At 37.6% G+C, this 15,086-nt stretch carries 18 protein-coding genes; 11 read left to right on the forward strand and 7 right to left on the reverse strand.

The features are described from left to right. From leuB to OQH61_RS04710, 5 genes are all read right to left on the reverse strand, one after another. The coding region (gene leuB / locus OQH61_RS04690) for a 3-isopropylmalate dehydrogenase (protein WP_266026146.1) at positions 1 to 1,068 on the reverse strand (1,068 nt) is incomplete at its 3' end. Positions 1,069 to 1,079: 11 nt separating this feature from the next. Beyond that, positions 1,080 to 1,577: a 3-isopropylmalate dehydratase small subunit gene (leuD, locus tag OQH61_RS04695; RefSeq protein ID WP_266026147.1), complete on the reverse strand. Its 498-nt coding sequence runs from the start codon at positions 1,575 to 1,577 to the stop codon at positions 1,080 to 1,082. 54 nt (positions 1,578 to 1,631) lie between these two features. Beyond that, positions 1,632 to 2,894, reverse strand: coding sequence for a 3-isopropylmalate dehydratase large subunit (gene leuC / locus OQH61_RS04700; RefSeq protein WP_266026149.1), 1,263 nt, complete (start codon positions 2,892 to 2,894; stop codon positions 1,632 to 1,634). Positions 2,895 to 2,910: 16 nt separating this feature from the next. Then, positions 2,911 to 4,587: a 2-isopropylmalate synthase gene (locus OQH61_RS04705; protein ID WP_266026150.1), complete on the reverse strand. Its 1,677-nt coding sequence runs from the start codon at positions 4,585 to 4,587 to the stop codon at positions 2,911 to 2,913. 170 nt (positions 4,588 to 4,757) lie between these two features. After that, complete coding sequence (locus OQH61_RS04710; protein ID WP_266026151.1) at positions 4,758 to 4,958, reverse strand: hypothetical protein; 201 nt, start codon at positions 4,956 to 4,958, stop codon at positions 4,758 to 4,760. 80 nt (positions 4,959 to 5,038) lie between these two features. On the opposite strand from OQH61_RS04710, the gene OQH61_RS04715 reads away from it, so the two are divergent. Continuing rightward, positions 5,039 to 6,028 (forward strand): transaldolase, encoded by a 990-nt coding sequence (locus OQH61_RS04715; protein WP_266026152.1) that lies wholly within the window; start codon positions 5,039 to 5,041, stop codon positions 6,026 to 6,028. A gap of 7 nt (positions 6,029 to 6,035) precedes the next feature. Here the strand turns inward: OQH61_RS04715 and OQH61_RS04720 are convergent, their stop codons facing one another. Beyond that, positions 6,036 to 6,782, reverse strand: a complete 747-nt coding sequence (locus OQH61_RS04720) for a protein-disulfide isomerase (RefSeq protein ID WP_266026153.1) — start codon at positions 6,780 to 6,782, stop codon at positions 6,036 to 6,038. Positions 6,783 to 6,859: 77 nt separating this feature from the next. Here OQH61_RS04720 and folK point away from each other — a divergent pair, with 77 nt between their 5' ends. The 8 genes from folK to fliY all read left to right on the forward strand — a co-directional run bounded on the left by folK (position 6,860) and on the right by fliY (position 12,793). Further along, positions 6,860 to 7,387, forward strand: coding sequence for a 2-amino-4-hydroxy-6-hydroxymethyldihydropteridine diphosphokinase (gene folK / locus OQH61_RS04725; protein WP_266026154.1), 528 nt, complete (start codon positions 6,860 to 6,862; stop codon positions 7,385 to 7,387). A gap of 91 nt (positions 7,388 to 7,478) precedes the next feature. Further along, positions 7,479 to 8,927, forward strand: a complete 1,449-nt coding sequence (gene flhF / locus OQH61_RS04730) for a flagellar biosynthesis protein FlhF (protein ID WP_266026155.1) — start codon at positions 7,479 to 7,481, stop codon at positions 8,925 to 8,927. 12 nt (positions 8,928 to 8,939) lie between these two features. Then, positions 8,940 to 9,812, forward strand: a complete 873-nt coding sequence (locus OQH61_RS04735) for a MinD/ParA family protein (protein ID WP_266026156.1) — start codon at positions 8,940 to 8,942, stop codon at positions 9,810 to 9,812. A 22-nt stretch (positions 9,813 to 9,834) separates the two neighbouring features. After that, positions 9,835 to 10,014: a hypothetical protein gene (locus OQH61_RS04740; protein WP_266026157.1), complete on the forward strand. Its 180-nt coding sequence runs from the start codon at positions 9,835 to 9,837 to the stop codon at positions 10,012 to 10,014. Beyond that, positions 10,004 to 10,189, forward strand: coding sequence for a hypothetical protein (locus tag OQH61_RS04745; RefSeq protein ID WP_266026158.1), 186 nt, complete (start codon positions 10,004 to 10,006; stop codon positions 10,187 to 10,189). The genes OQH61_RS04740 and OQH61_RS04745 overlap by 11 nt, the downstream gene beginning before the upstream one ends. Before the next feature lie 9 nt (positions 10,190 to 10,198). Beyond that, the gene (locus tag OQH61_RS04750) at positions 10,199 to 10,906 is read left to right on the forward strand and encodes an RNA polymerase sigma factor FliA (protein WP_266026159.1); all 708 of its coding nucleotides are present in this window, start codon (positions 10,199 to 10,201) and stop codon (positions 10,904 to 10,906) included. Further along, on the forward strand, positions 10,899 to 11,960 hold the full coding sequence (gene fliM, locus OQH61_RS04755) for a flagellar motor switch protein FliM (RefSeq protein WP_266026160.1): 1,062 nt from the start codon (positions 10,899 to 10,901) through the stop codon (positions 11,958 to 11,960). The genes OQH61_RS04750 and fliM overlap by 8 nt, the downstream gene beginning before the upstream one ends. After that, positions 11,957 to 12,793, forward strand: coding sequence for a flagellar motor switch protein FliY (gene fliY, locus OQH61_RS04760; protein WP_266026161.1), 837 nt, complete (start codon positions 11,957 to 11,959; stop codon positions 12,791 to 12,793). Before fliM ends, fliY begins: the two co-directional genes overlap by 4 nt. Before the next feature lie 145 nt (positions 12,794 to 12,938). Here the strand turns inward: fliY and OQH61_RS04765 are convergent, their stop codons facing one another. Then, entirely contained in the window at positions 12,939 to 13,142 is a 204-nt protein-coding gene (locus OQH61_RS04765) for a DUF2892 domain-containing protein (RefSeq protein WP_266026162.1), read from the reverse strand. 99 nt (positions 13,143 to 13,241) lie between these two features. On the opposite strand from OQH61_RS04765, the gene OQH61_RS04770 reads away from it, so the two are divergent. Together OQH61_RS04770 and OQH61_RS04775 are read left to right on the forward strand one after the other, a co-directional pair. Next, positions 13,242 to 13,865 (forward strand): Crp/Fnr family transcriptional regulator, encoded by a 624-nt coding sequence (locus OQH61_RS04770; RefSeq protein WP_266026163.1) that lies wholly within the window; start codon positions 13,242 to 13,244, stop codon positions 13,863 to 13,865. A gap of 129 nt (positions 13,866 to 13,994) precedes the next feature. Beyond that, complete coding sequence (locus tag OQH61_RS04775; RefSeq protein WP_266026164.1) at positions 13,995 to 14,972, forward strand: ankyrin repeat domain-containing protein; 978 nt, start codon at positions 13,995 to 13,997, stop codon at positions 14,970 to 14,972. The last annotated feature ends 114 nt before the right edge of the window (positions 14,973 to 15,086 follow it).

Raw genomic sequence — 15,086 nt, forward strand, 5'->3', positions numbered from 1 at the left:
AATAGATTCTAAAATTATATCACCCATTTGCTTACAGCCCACAAGAGTGCAGCCTTCGCTCATCATATCTCCGGTGCGATAGCCTTTTTCTAATGCTTCTTGCACAGCTCTTTGTATAGCTTCACTTTCTTTTGTCAGCCCAAATGAAAGCTCTAACATCATTGCCGCAGAGAGTATCGTGCCTATGGGATTTGCTTTATCTTCTCCTGCAATATCAGGCGCACTGCCGTGTATAGGCTCATAAAGTCCTAAAGTCCCAAGTGAGAGGGAAGCCGAAGGAATGACGCCGATAGTGCCTGTAATCACGCTTGCCTCATCGCTTAAAATATCGCCAAACATATTTTCAGTAAGAAGCACATCAAATTGACTAGGAGCGCGACAAATTTGCATTGCTGCATTATCCACATACATATGCGAAAGCTGGACATCTGGATAGTTTTTTGCCACAGATTCTACCACTTCCCGCCATAATCGCGAAGAGCTAAGGACATTTGCCTTATCCACAGAGATAACTTGTTTTTTGCGTTTTCTCGCAATATCAAATGCCACCTTAGCAATAGATTCTATTTGTGAAGCACTATAAGTCATACCATCTGTGGCGACTTTTTCACCATTTATTTGTTCAATTTTGTGCTCACCAAAATACGCGCCACCGATAAGCTCACGCACAATGATAAAATCAATCCCGCAATTTAGAATCTCATCTTTTAAGGGGCTAGCCTTGCGAAGTTGGGGCAAAAGCGTGGCGGGACGAATATTAGCAAATAACCCCAATTCTTTTCGCAATGTCAGCAAGGCTTTTTCTGGGCGGTTGTGGCTAGGCTCATTATCCCATTTGGGACCGCCCACTGCACCAAGAAGCACACTATCACTTTGTTTGCAAATCTCCAAACTCTCCTGTGGGAGACATTGCCCACACTTATCAATCGCACAGCCCCCTGCTAGGACTTCTTCAAATATAAATGTATGCCCATATTTATCTGCTGTGGATTCTAAGATTCTAAGTGCTTGAGTGATAACCTCTCTGCCAATACCATCACCATATATTACTGCAATGCGTTTTTGCATATTCCCTCCTTTTAGGCATTTGCCTTTCTTTTGGCAATCCAATTTAAATATCCATTTGCATTGATAATCTCTTGGATAAAGGGCGGAAAAGGTGTGGTGCTAAATTGTTGATTATTGTTGCAATTTGTAATCACGCCTTTATCAAAATCAATCGCCACTTCATCGCCATTTTCTAAGCTTTGTGCAATTTGCTCAGATTCTATAATCGCAAGTCCTATATTGATGGCATTGCGATAAAAAATGCGCGCAAAAGATTTGGCAATAATGCAGCTTATACCACTTGCTTTAATCGCAATAGGCGCGTGCTCTCTGCTTGAGCCACAGCCAAAATTCCACCCACCAACCATAATATCACCCTCTTTGACTTTAGCAACAAACTCTTTGTCAATATCTTCCATACAATGACTAGCGAGTTCTTTATGCTCGGCAGTATTAAGATAGCGCGCTGGGATAATCACATCAGTATCAACATTATCGCCATATTTATGGACAAAACCTTGTGCTTTCATTTGAACTCCTTAGATTCTTTGTTTTTCTTTTGCTCTGCAATTCGCCTTACATTCTTATGCAATGTCTTGTGGCGAGCTTAGAATCCCTCTCACAGCACTTGCTGCAGCGACTTCAGGCGAGGAGAGATACACTTCGCTTGTGATATGTCCCATTCTGCCCACGAAATTACGATTAGTCGTAGAGACACATTTTTCATTTGCTGCCAAGATACCCATATGTCCGCCAAGACAAGGTCCGCAAGTAGGTGTAGAAACAACAGCTCCCGCTTTAATAAATGTTTCCAAATAGCCACGATTAATGCACTCTAGGTAAATATTTTGAGTAGCAGGGATAATAATGCAGCGCGTATTTTTTGCAATGGTTTTGTCTTTTAGAATCTCCGCAGCCACTGCCATATCGCTTAATCTGCCATTTGTGCAAGAGCCAATGACAACTTGGTCAATTTTAATCTCACCCCAATCATCTTTTTCTTTAGTATTTTCTGGCAAATGTGGAAAAGCCACTGTGTGATTGATAGAATCTAAGTTAATATCAAAGACTTGCTCATATTGTGCGTCTTCATCTGCCTTGTAGATTCTAAAATCTCTTTTTGTGCGCCCTTTGGCATAATTGATTGTAATATCATCAACTTCAAAGATTCCATTTTTTGCGCCCGCTTCTATTGCCATATTTGCGATACAAAGCCTATCATCAATAGTGAGATTTTTTAATCCCTCTCCACTAAATTCCATACTTTTATATAGCGCACCATCAACGCCAATTTTGCCAATAATATGTAAAATCACATCTTTGCCACTGACATAAGGGCGCAATTTGCCTTTGAGATTAAATTTCATAGCGTGAGGCACTTTAAACCACGCTTGCCCTGTTGCCATACCCACAGCCATATCAGTAGAGCCTACCCCTGTGCTAAATGCACCTAATGCTCCATAAGTGCAAGTATGAGAATCTGCACCGATAATCAAATCGCCAATAGTTACAATCCCTTGCTCGGGTAAAAGTGCGTGTTCTACACCCATATTGCCCACATCATAATAATGTGAAATATCAAAATCTTTTGCAAAACATCGGCATTGCGCACTTTGTGTAGCGGCTTTTATGTCTTTATTAGGTGCAAAATGGTCCATTACTAAAGAGATTTTATCTTTATCAAAAACTTTTTGAAATTTTGCTGCTTTAAAGGCATTAATTGCCACAGGTGTGGTAATGTCATTGCCAAGCACCATATCAAGCTTTGCCATAATTAAATCATTAGGACGCACAGATTCTAATCCTGCCCTATCAGCAAGGATTTTTTGCGACATTGTCATACCCATAGTTTTCTCCTTATATTTATATAATGCGATTAAGGGCACTTACAAGCCCATATACAGACGCATTGATAATATCATTATCAATGCCTACTCCAAAGTATTTCTTTCCTTTACTCTCTATTTGCACATACGAGACAGCCTGCGAAGTAGAGCCTTTTTTGAGCGAATGTTCGCTGTAATCAATGATTTCAAAATCTAAGTTTAAATTTTCCCTTAGGGCATTTGCGATACTATCAAGTCTCCCATTGCCTTTGCCCGTGATTTCTTGTTGTGTTTCAGAATTTTCTTTTGCATACACAATGTGCAAATTCACATTGCATTCTTGTGAAGGCTTAGAATCTGTATGTGTAAAATGAAAATCCTGTACACAAATTTTATTGCCAAGATTCACAAAGTCATTATGAAAAATCTCACAAATTTCATCAGGACTTAATTCTTTATGCGCCCTATCGGAGATATTTTTTACATAATAAGAAAACTCCTCTCTAAAAAGTGGCGGGAGATTCACACCATAATGATGATGCAAGATATAGGCAATACCACCTTTGCCACTTTGGGAATTAATGCGTATCACATCGCTTTCATATACGCGTCCCACATCTTTTGGGTCAATAGGCAAATAAGGCACACTCCAAGTGCTTAGATTGTGTTCTTTGTGATAAGTCATACCTTTAGCAATAGCATCTTGATGAGAGCCTGAAAATGCTGCAAATACAAGTTTGCCAGAATATGGTTGCCGCTCATATACTTGCATTTTGGTTACTTTTTCATATACATCGCAGATAGAGGGGATATTACTAAAATCAAGTTGAGAATCTACCCCGTGAGAGTGCATATTCATCGCAAGAGTGATAATATCCACATTTCCTGTGCGCTCACCATTGCCAAAAAGTGTCCCTTCAACTCTATCTGCACCTGCGAGCAAACCTAATTCTGCATCTGCTATTGCACAACCCCTATCATTATGTGGGTGCAAAGAAATAAGCACATTTTCTCTGCCCTTAAGATGTTTTGACATATATTCTACTTGACTTGCGTAGATATGGGGCAAACTCATTTCAACGGTTACAGGAAGATTGATGATAAGTTTTTTATCAGGCGTAGGCTCAAATACATCAATAACAGCATTACACACTTCAAGTGCATAATCTACTTCTGTGCCACTAAAGCTTTCTGGTGAATATTCAAACCTAAAATTCCCTTTTGTGCTTTGGGCGTAGGATTTTAGCGCGTGAGCACCATTAAGAGCTATTTTTTTAATATCCTCTTTGCTTTTTTTAAAGACTTGCTCTCTTTGGGCATAAGAGGTAGAATTATAAAAATGCACGATAGCATTTTTGCAACCCTCAAGGCTTTCAAAAGTTTTTTTAATAATATGCTCCCTTGCTTGTGTTAAAACTTGCACACACACATCATCAGGGATAAGATTTTGCTCAATAAGTGTGCGCAAGAAAGCGTATTCTGTTTCGCTTGCTGCGGGGAATCCTACCTCAATTTCTTTAAATCCAACTTTTAGCAGCAGTTTAAAAAATGTAATTTTTTCTTCTAGGTTCATAGGTGTGATAAGGGCTTGATTCCCATCACGCAAATCCACGCTGCACCATATTGGTGCTTTGGTAATGTATTCTTTTTTACTCCATTCTAAAGACGGCGCAGGAGGCATAAAATAACCTCTTTGATATTTTGTATAACTCATAAGTTACTCCTAATTTAAGAAAAAATTGCTACTAAAAGCCTTTTATTGTAGCAATAAAAACTACACAAGTAATAAAAATTCTCTAAAAATGAAAGCTTTTAAACAATTAAGAGAACCTTATGTATCACTTTGTGCAGATTTTTACATAAATGCATCACAAAAATGTGTTGTTATTCTTCATAGCCTTGTATCACCCAGCCTTTTGGTGTGGGGATTATTTCATATTTTTGTGCCGAATGCAAATCAAACACATAGCATTCTGAACTTTCAAGCTCTGCTCGCTCCACAGGAATCACTTTAAGCCTATCCCGCACTTCTTGCATATCTTCGCACATAGCACTAAAGCCACACATCATTAATTTGTATCGCATAAGTTTCTCCTAACTTTTTTAATGTAATATTGCCATTTTATTCTTATAAAATAGCAATAATTTAATATAAAGGGGCAAGAGTGAGCAACATTGATTTTAGCTTGTGGTGTGATTTTATACAAAGAGATTTTTTAGAAAATGAGTTTAGCAAACTTGTGGATTCTAAACTCATAAATGGAGCTACAAGCAACCCAAGCATTTTTGCTCAAGCTCTTAAGAATCCTATCTACCAAAGTGCTATTGCCACATTAAAGGGCAAAAATTCAAAAGAAATTTATGAACATCTTGCTCTTGCAGATATTCGCCGCGCCGCGCAGATACTTAAGCCTTTGTGGGAGAGCAATCCTGCGCAAGGTTTTATCAGCCTAGAAATTGACCCACTTTTATGTGATGATGTGGCACAAAGTGTAGATGAGGGTGTGAGATTGTATCAAAGCATTGCTCTGCCAAATGTGATGATAAAAGTGCCAGCTACCTTGGCAGGATATGAAATAATGAATGCGCTTGCTTCAAAGGGTATAAATATAAATGCGACTTTGGTTTTTGCCCCATCTCAAGCAAAGGAGTGTGTGTTGGCATTACAAAATGGCTTTAAAAAAGCTCAAGATTCTCACACAGAGTATTCTAATTTGCTTCAAGGCGTAATAAGCGTGTTTGTTTCGCGTTTTGATAGAATGCTAGATGATTCTTTGCCCACGAATCTGCGCTTGCAAACAGGCATTATAAATGCTATGGATTGTTATGAAATCATTGAACAATACAATGCGCCCCATATCCGCACCCTTTTTGCCTCAACGGGTGTAAAGAATGAAAATGTGCCAAAAAGTTATTATATTGACAAACTGATTTTGCCTCATAGTGTCAATACTGCTCCGCTTGAGAGTATTAGAGCTTATGAAATGAGTGAGGATAAAGGACAAAAATCATTAATCAATACATCTTCGCGCTTGGCATTTTGGGAGAATCTCAAAGAGAAAAATATTCATCGTGATATTATCGCTCATCATCTTTTAGATGAGGGAATTGTGGCATTTAAGCAAAGTTTTGAATCTTTGCTTACATCGCTTTAGCCTTTGGCTATTTATTGCGCTCATATACAAATGGCACACTTTTAATGCCCGCATCTACCACTTTTTGGTTTATTTTCATTATATCTTTTATGTCAATGTTAATATAGCTTGTGGGCACTTTGGATTTGGGTGTATAGACCTCTTTGAGAATCTTAAGCTTTTCTTTGTCATCTTTAACATCAAGCAGCCTATCGCGCAACATACTTGATTTAATGGGTGAATCTTCGCCAACAAATCCCACAAGCAACATATATACATCAGAATCTTTTAGCCTTTCTTGGATAGCGTTTAATTCTTTTTGACAGCTAGGACAATTAGGGTCAGAGACAATGTAGGTAATTTTTTTAGCATTTTTATTGATAGAGCGAAGGATAATATACTCATCTTGTGGAATCTTTTTAAAGAATGTATCAAGGAGGGCTTTATCAGGTTTGGATTCATTTTGAGTTTGTTTGATGAGACTGCCTACCGCGCCCATATCTTCGCTTTTATGTGCAAAAAATACATTTGAAACGCCCATAACAAGCTTGCCATCTTTGCTTGCAAAAATTGGCACTTGCATATTACCCACAGCAATAAGCACAAGTTTTACATCGGGGCTTGATTGGAGACTTTGAGTTTTAAGAATCTGAATGTCTTGCTTTGTATTGCTTTTAATCGTGGCTTTGAGTGTGTCTTCAAAACTTGCCCCAAAACTCATTGAAGCCCCCAATAAAAGCATATAAAAAAACATATATTGCGACATTTTTTTCATTGCATTGTCCTTTGAATGATATAAATTTGGGCTAAGATTCTATAATGTTTTCACAAATATAAAACCAAAGGCAGATAATGGCACACAAAAGCACACAGATTCTAAGCTCCAAGCATTATCCTTATAGTTTGCATAAAAAGCCTCAAAAATTTGCTTTGGCTAAGTATCGCAATATTTTTGTATTAGGACTTGGTTCTAATCAGGGACTTAGCACTCTCCTCAATGAAAAAGGCAGCATTGCCATTTTGGAATCTGTATTTATGTGGTTTAATGCTCATTCGCATATAGAGATTTTACACACATCGCCACTTTGGCGCAATCCACCTTTTGGTTTTAAGAATCAAGATGATTTTTATAATGCAATTATGGTGTGTGGGAGTAATTTAAGTTTGGTAGAAATTTATGGGCTTATTTTTTATATTGAGCGCCGATTCGGTAGAGCGCGCAAAAGGGCTTTTAAAAATGCCCCACGCACACTTGATATTGATATTATCTTTTTTAATGCACTTCGCATCAAACGCCCTTATTTGCAAGTGCCTCATTCTTTGTATGAGAGTAGGGCTTCAGTGATGTTGCCTTTGAGCTTTATAGAAACATATATGTGAAAGTTTGTATCTTTATAGGCGCAGTTAAACTTTACTAAAACATCAACAAGCTACAATAAGAATTTCTATTTTGAGCTTATAGGCGGATACGATGGCAAAAAAACTTCACACTTTTATGGGAGATACCCCAGCCCAAGCCCTTAAAAAGGCACAAGATACTTTTGGTAATGAAATTTTACTCGTAGAAAATAAAGAGATTCGCAAAAAATCTCTCACCCAATCCGGTTTATATGAAATCGTTATTGCTGTTGATGATGAAAACGCACCATCAGCTCCAGAATCTAAGGATACGCAAGGCACACAAGAGAAAGTAGCGGCGAATAGTGTGCAAAAAAGGCTTGATGAGATTGCAGAAAAAAATATGGCAAAGAAGCGTCAGGAAGCAAATAAACCTAAAGTGTATGATGAGGTAACGCTCCAACTTTCTGATGCGGTAAAACAAATATCACAAATTGCTAATGTGCCAAGCAATATGCCTGCAAATCCTAAGATTCAGCCTAAGCGTCCTTATCCTACGGCTAAAGCAACCTTAAACAAAGCAAATACAACGCATATTTCAAGCATAGAGGATAAAATAGAGAATTTGCAACAAACGCGCTTAGAACAAAGTATTAATCAAAAAATAGAGCTTAAGCACATTAAAAATGAGCTTGATGAGATTAATGACAAGATGAAGATTATTCAAAATATGCTATGGGAGGAAAAAAGTCCCAAAAGTGAGGGCATTAATATTCCCCAAGAGTTTGCAGAGATTTATAGAATCGCAAAAAGTAGTGGTATGAACAAGGAGCATTTGGATACGATTATGCAATTATCATTAGAGCTTATGCCACTTAAAATGCGCTCAAATTCTACAACGATTAAACGCTATTTTCGCGAAGTGCTACGAAAAATGATTTATTGTCGCCCTGAAAATCTCCAAAGCAACGCAAAGAAAATCATAATGCTTGTAGGACCTACGGGCGTAGGGAAGACAACCACTTTAGCCAAACTCGCTGCGCGTTATTCTTTAATGCTTAATCAACGTTATCGTGTGGGTGTAGTTACGCTTGATACCTATCGTCTAGCAGCAGTAGATCAATTAATGGCGTATGCGCGTATGATGAAGCTAAGTATTGACACGGTGGTAGAACCAGAAGAATTTGGCAAGGCGATAGATTCGCTTAAGCATTGTGATTATATTCTTATTGATACAGCAGGACACTCTCAACACGACCGCAGCAAACTTCAAGCGCTTAAATCCTATCTCAATAATGATTACAAAATTGATGTGAATCTTGTGCTTGCAATTAATGCAAAGTATGAAGATTTGCGCGATACTTATAATGCTTTTAGCGAAATGAATATTGATACCTTAATTTTTAGCAAACTTGATGAAAGCCGCAACTTTGGTAATATGTTTTCGCTTGTATATGAAACAAAAAAACCCATTAGCTATCTCTCAATCGGGCAAGGTGTGCCAAATGATTTGATTTTGGCAGGTAATGATTATTTGGTAGATTGTTTGCTTGATGGATTTAAACGCCCAGAATCTAAATAGCGGAAGTGCTAAATGATACAAAACCAAGCCCACGATCTTCAAGCACTTGTCCAAAGTCAGGATAAACGCAATTTTAGCGCAACGAAATTTATTGCCATCACTTCAGGCAAAGGTGGCGTTGGTAAATCAAGCATTAGTGCTAATCTTGCGTATTGTTTATGGAAGCTTAAAAAACGTGTAGCAGTTTTTGATGCGGATATTGGTTTGGCGAATCTTGATTTAATTTTTGGAGTAAAGACACAGAAAAATATTTTTCACGCTTTGTGCGGAGAGGCAAGTTTTCAAGAGGTTATTTATCCTATTGAAGATGGTTTATATCTTATACCCGGCGATAATGGCGAGGAGATTCTTAAATATGCTAATAGCGGTGTGTTGGAACGTTTCCTTGAAGAGAGTGATATTTTAGAGAATATTGATTATATGATTATTGATACAGGTGCAGGTATTGGCGGTATAACACAAAATTTTTTAAATGCAAGTGATGTGGTTATCGTGGTTACTACACCTGACCCATCAGCCCTTACTGACGCCTATGCTACTATTAAGCTTAATAGCAAAATACATAATCACATTTATATGATTCTTAATATGGTTAAAAATGCCAAAGAATCGCGGCTTGTTTTTGAGCGCATTGTGGGCTTGGCTCAAAAAAGTATGCCTGCTTTGAAGCTTTTCTTGCTTGGATTTATTGAACAAAGTCAGGTTGTGGCAAAAGCGGTGCGCTCAAGAGAACTTTTTGCCAAAGCCGAACCCTTAAGTATGTCAAGTGGGCAGATTCAAGATATTGCACGAGAGCTTATAGCAAAATTGGAACAAAATATGCTTACCCAACCTCATAAGCAGCATTTTGCTGATTTTTTGCGGCGGATATTAGGTTATATTTGATTGAGGTTATTTAGGGGATTGTATGAAACCAGATAATTATATGAGCTTTAGCATTGTAGCAGGGTTTTTTATTGGATTAACATTTTCCATTACGAAATTTGATGAACCTGAATTTATGGTTTTATGGACAATTATTACGACAATGGGTATATATTTGATTGTGGCTGTGTGTATCATTATATTTTTGGTTTTTGGATTTTGAACGCACTCGGCTTAAAAAAAGCAAGCTTGAGAATAATCTTGAATTTTATCGCCTTGAATTTGATAAACGTGAAAAAGAATCGGCTAAGATTCGGAATTTTATTAGAAGTATAGAATCTGATGATGAAGAAATGGCAGCACAGGCAGCACAACAAAACGCGCCCAAAGAGAGCTAAAGGTATTTAATGAAAAGCATAAAAAACAATAATGGATATAATCAAACGCTTAAATATGCACAAGATGAGCTTGCCTTGCAATACCTGCCAGCAGTTAAAGCGATGGCATTTCGCCTTAAGGAGAGGCTGCCTAGTTCTATTGAAATGGCAGATCTTGTATCTATTGGTACAGAAGAACTTATTAAACTTGCTCGCCGTTATGATAGTAGTCTCAATGATTCTTTTTGGGGCTTTGCTAAAACGCGGGTGAATGGAGCAATGCTTGATTATTTGCGAAGCCTTGATGTGCTCTCTCGTGCTAATCGTAAGCTTGTAAAAAGTATTGATTATGAAGTCTCAAAGTATTTTAATGAACATCAAGAAGAGCCAAGTGATGAATATCTTGCACAGATTCTTAAAGAAGATATAGCAAAAGTTAGAGAAGCGCGTATGGCTTCAGATATATACGCACTTGTGCCTATTGATGAGCAATATAATGCTATTTGTGGGGAAAATATTCTTGAAGATGTGCAAAAAGATGAGCTTATGGAGATTATCTTTGATGTTCTTAAAAAACTCGGCAAACGTGAGCAGATGATTATTCAGCTGTATTATTTTGAGGAACTTAGCCTTAAGGAAATCAGCGAGATTTTAGACATTACAGAATCTCGTATTTCGCAGATTACCAAAGAAATTGTCAAAAAAATTAGACAAGCATTAGGAGATATTAATGGCTGATATATTAAGTCAAGAAGAAATTGACGCCCTCTTAGAAGTTGTTGATGATGATGGCGATACCGCTGATATAGAGAAACAGGACTTAACACATCAAAAACAAGTTACGCTTTATGATTTTAAACGTCCTAATCGTGTGAGTAAGGAGCAGTTGCGCGCTTTTAAATCTATTCACGATAAGATGGCGCGTAGTCTTTCCTCTCAAGTTTCTGCGGTTATGCGAAGTATTGTGGAGATTCAGCTCCATAGTGTGGATCAAATGACTTATGGCGAGTTTTTAATGAGTTTGCCCTCTCCTACAAGCTTTAATATTTTTTCAATGAAGCCGCTAGAAGGTGCAGCAATTTTAGAGATTAACCCAAGTATTGCCTTTCCAATGATTGATAGGCTTTTAGGAGGTAAGGGCGACCCTTATGAAAGCTCAAGGGAGTTTAGTGATATTGAACTTAATCTCCTTGATACGCTTTTGCGTCAAGTGATGCAAAATCTCAAAGAAGCGTGGAGCTCTATCACAGAGATTTTTCCGAGCGTTGATGCCAAAGAATCTTCTCCTAATGTCGTGCAAATTGTGGCACAAAATGAAATTGTTATTATGGTGGTTATGGAGATTATTATTGGGCATAGTAGTGGTATGATGAGTATTTGTTATCCTGTTATTTCGCTTGAAACCGTGCTTTCGCGCTTGGCAAGTCGTGATTTGATGCTGAGTGATACAAGCTCCAAAAAGAGTCGTAATAAAGAACTCCAAGCTCTTATTGCTGGAGCAAATGTCATAGTGTCTGGTTATCTAGGTGATGCTACACTCACGCTTAAAGAAATTTTGGATTTACAGGTAGGTGATATTGTGCGACTTGATACTGTTGCTGATGATACTATAATTGTTTCTGTTGATGGGCGTGAAAAATATATTGCGAGTATTGGATTGCAACGTTATAGGAAGACATTACAGATTAAAGAAGTGATTAAAACAGAAAAAGACCAAGTAAAAGAAGTCCTTGAAATGCTTGAAGGGCAGCGTAAAAATAGAATTGCAAATATCGCAGAGGAGGGAGAATGAAAGCATTTATTGATTTAGTTGCGACAGAAACAACAACGACTATTGAAGGCTTAATGGGAAAAACTCCAAGCGTAAGTCATACGCGAGATGATAGTGTTAGCCTTGAGAATCTCCCCACACCTTATGCTATCAGCTATATCCAAGCAAGTGGTGATGGCAATGGTGAAATAGCAATGGTTATTCCCGTAGAAATGGGAACAGCACTCGCGGATATGATGCTCGGCGGCGAGGGTGAGGTTAAAAACGAGATGAGCGATGATGATTTAGACGCGATAAAAGAAATCAGTTCTAATATTTTTGGTGCGGTTTCTACCTCACTTAATTCACAAAATGAGCTACCAAAGCTCAATTTTGCGTGTAGCACTATTGAATTTATTACAGAAAATATGGATTTATCGCGCTTTGATAAGGCATATATTTTTAATTTTACCTTAGATTCTATCCAGTCAAATTTTACGATTTTAGCAAATAAAAGTTTTGTGGAACTTTTTGAAGGCGGCAATACACCTGTTCAAGCTGATTCCACAGAATCTACTGCCCAAATAAACACACCCCTCTCTCCTACCGAATATAAAAATATCAATATGATTTTAGATGTACGTTTGAATGTTAAGGTGCGCATCGGGCAAAAAAGAATGCTTCTTAAAGATGTCATTGCAATGGATATTGGGAGCGTGATAGAGCTTAATCAGCTTGCAAATGACCCGCTTGAGATTCTCGTAGATGATAAAGTCATTGCTAAGGGCGAAGTTGTTATTGTTGATGGAAACTTTGGGATTCAAATCACAGATATTGGCACAAAACGCGATAGGTTAGAGCAGCTTAGAGGATAGTTTAGCCAAGTTCAAGCACATACTTCTACCCTTTTAGGACATATGTCAAATCTTTTTTGAATCTCCACTGCAAGCGTAAAGGGCAAGGATTCTAATATAAAAGTGAGTGAAAGAGTAGGCTTATCAAAATAAGCCTACATCAAGTTTATTCTTTCTCTTTTTTAGAGATAGGGCAAATGCCAAGTGGGCAAGCCTGTTTCCCTGTCCATACATACAGAGGACAAAAACCAAATGCACCTGTGAGCAAAGGGATAAGTCCTACAAGTCCCCACCAAGATTCAAAATAAAATCCAGCAGCAAAAATACCACAAGCAAGCAAGATTCGGATTATCCGTTCTATGTTTTTCATAAAAACTCCTTTTAAAAAATATGACAAAGTATAGGGTAAAAAAATAATGATGTCTGTGATAAAATCACATTTGAATGACAAAGCAAGGAGGGAGAGTAAGTGAGTAAAGAGCGATTAAAAGCTATTTTTGCTCCGTTAGGGTTAGCGCAAGAAGATTTACAGGCTTTAATGCAGCGCACACTTTTTAAGAGATTCGCTCCACATACACTCATTAATCAAAAGGAAACTTGTTTGGGCTTTATCCTTGTGCTTTCAGGGGGTTTGCGTGCGTATATTATGAGCGAAAATGCCAAAGAAATTACGCTTTTTACCCTTAAAGAAAACGACATATGTCTGCTTTGCTCACATTGTGCGCTGCATTCTATCAATTATGATATTTTACTTGAGAGTAGCCAAGCCACAGAGGTGTTGCTTGTGCCTCAAGAGCTATTTTCAAGCCTCAAAGACACTTATCCTGCACTTTCTAACTTCGCACTCACAATCATTTCTAAACGTTTAAGTCAAACTATCTCCACACTTGAGCAGGCATTATTTAAGCCACTTGTTGAACGAATCCGCGAGTTTTTGCACGAAAATGCGCACAATAAAGAGATTCGCATAAGCCACGAAGAAATTGCCAATCATTTAGGCAGTTCGCGCGAAGTCATCTCGCGAATCCTCAAAGAAATGGAAAACAAAGGAGAAATTAAACGCGCTTACAAAAAGATTATTCTGCTCCCTTAGGCATTGTTTATTGTTTTGTTGAAAGTAATCTTCTATAAATTATAAAATAAAGAAAACGAATGTGCCCTCGCCCATAGAAGTTATATCAAGAGTGAGTGTATGAAAACAAATTAAAGATAAGGGGACAAAATGTTTTTTAAATGGTGTTTTAGAATCGGTGGCGCATTAGCTGTGGGCTCACCTGTGCTTTTTGCTATGATTGCAATTATGATTGAGCCTATGGGGATTGGATTTGCTATTGGCTATGCTCTTGCCTTTGCACCTTTTATATTCCTTGCATTTTGTGTATTGGGTATTATTTTAGAGGGTATTTATACTTTTTGCACACGCAAACTCCTTTTGCCCAAACTCAAAGAATTTGTTATTTTTCGCACTCAAAATGGACATTTTCTTATCTCTTTTAAAAAGGCAAAAGTTTTTCATAAGCTAGAAATCAAGCTTTTAGAGGATATGCAATGTCAAGTGTGGCATAGCACGAGGCAGAGTGTGAATCAAGAGTGGCGTGAGCAATATTTACAACAAAGCCTTATCAATGAATTTTGCAACAAAAATCTGCCTTTGGTTGGCAATCTTCCAGCACTTTTTGCTTTTCTTGATTTTTGTGCAAAAGTGCCTTTAGGACATAAAGATAGAATTTTGCTTCATCGTGGTATGTCTGTGTATTGGGATTTTCCGCTTTTGAATGATGAGCCATTTCCGCAAGAGATTCAATCCCTACACAAGCGAGAGAAAAAAGTCATCATCAAAAGATTTTTGGCATTATGCTTGTTGATTATTGCGCTCATATTTGCTCTGTGGTTGTATTTGCAGAGCACTTTTTATCCTTGTAGTATTTATTATGCTGTGCAAGAGGGCAATACAAAAAAAGTGGAGAATCTTTTAAAAAATGGAGCAAACCCAAATGTGTTATGTTGGAAAAGCAAACTTGCTGCATTTTTATCTGCAATATTGAATATAAATATTGATAGCAAAAGTGGGCAATCTCCGCTCCAAAGAGCGATTGAGGATAATAAAAAGTACATTGAGCAAGAGCGCACATATCGTAATAATAATGAAATAATCAAGCTCCTTATAGAATCTGGAGCACAAATAGAAAATCTCTCTTAAATAGCAAAGAATCTTGCTTGTCTTGTTGCTATAAGATTAGAAAAATAAAGAGTAAAATTGAAACATTGTCGCTAAAATTTGCAAAAAGAAATGTTATATTTGGAGTTTTCTTAT

The organism is Helicobacter sp. MIT 21-1697 (genome assembly GCF_026241255.1).
In the GTDB taxonomy this organism is placed as follows: domain Bacteria; phylum Campylobacterota; class Campylobacteria; order Campylobacterales; family Helicobacteraceae; genus Helicobacter_C.